Genomic DNA, 585 nt, shown 5'->3' on the forward strand with positions numbered 1-585 from the left:
AGGCGCTCGAGCTGTGCCGGGGTGGGAAGCACGGCGCCGGGTGCGGACCGGTTCGTGGCCTTGGTCATCATGCCCCCTCCTGTCGGTTGTGCACGACACCGGTGTGGAACAGATGGTCGTAGAGCGCGAGATCGCGCACCTCGACGGCGAGTTTGTCGGACGCTGGGCGCAAACCGTCGTCACCACGGGGCGATGCAGCAGGGCCGCCATGGCGTTGGCGCGCAGTGCGCATCGCCGCACCTGGGCCGTGTTCGGGGCAGACCGAGAGCTGGGCGCGCCCGGCCAGCACCGCGTGTTCGGCGACCAGGCGCCCACGGTGACGAATCTGCCAGTTGCCACCGATCCGCACGACCTCGACCGTCTGGCCGATCAGACCGAACGGGACCGAATAGCGGTTGGCATCGATCGACACCAGCCAATCTTCGCCCACCACACGGGAGCGGACCATCGCCTGCAGGAAGCTCGCCTGCCCTGCGGTGGGCACCAGGGCGGCGGCCTCCTGGGCAAAGCGATCGATCGGTCGCTGGTGCGTCGTGCCGTGGATGCGCAAGTCGGCGATCTCGGCCTGCCAGCGCATCAGTTGCT

1 protein-coding gene is annotated in these 585 nt (G+C 68.9%); it reads right to left on the reverse strand.

Annotation, left to right across the window (positions count from 1 at the left end):
• Positions 1-67: 67 nt before the first annotated feature.
• Positions 68-585, reverse strand: a 518-nt coding sequence (locus tag GPA21_RS20360) for a Mu transposase domain-containing protein (protein WP_422614187.1), incomplete at its 5' end; no start/stop codon positions are given.

Source organism: Azoarcus taiwanensis, assembly GCF_012910885.1.
Taxonomy (GTDB): Bacteria; Pseudomonadota; Gammaproteobacteria; order Burkholderiales; family Rhodocyclaceae; genus Azoarcus_F; species Azoarcus_F taiwanensis.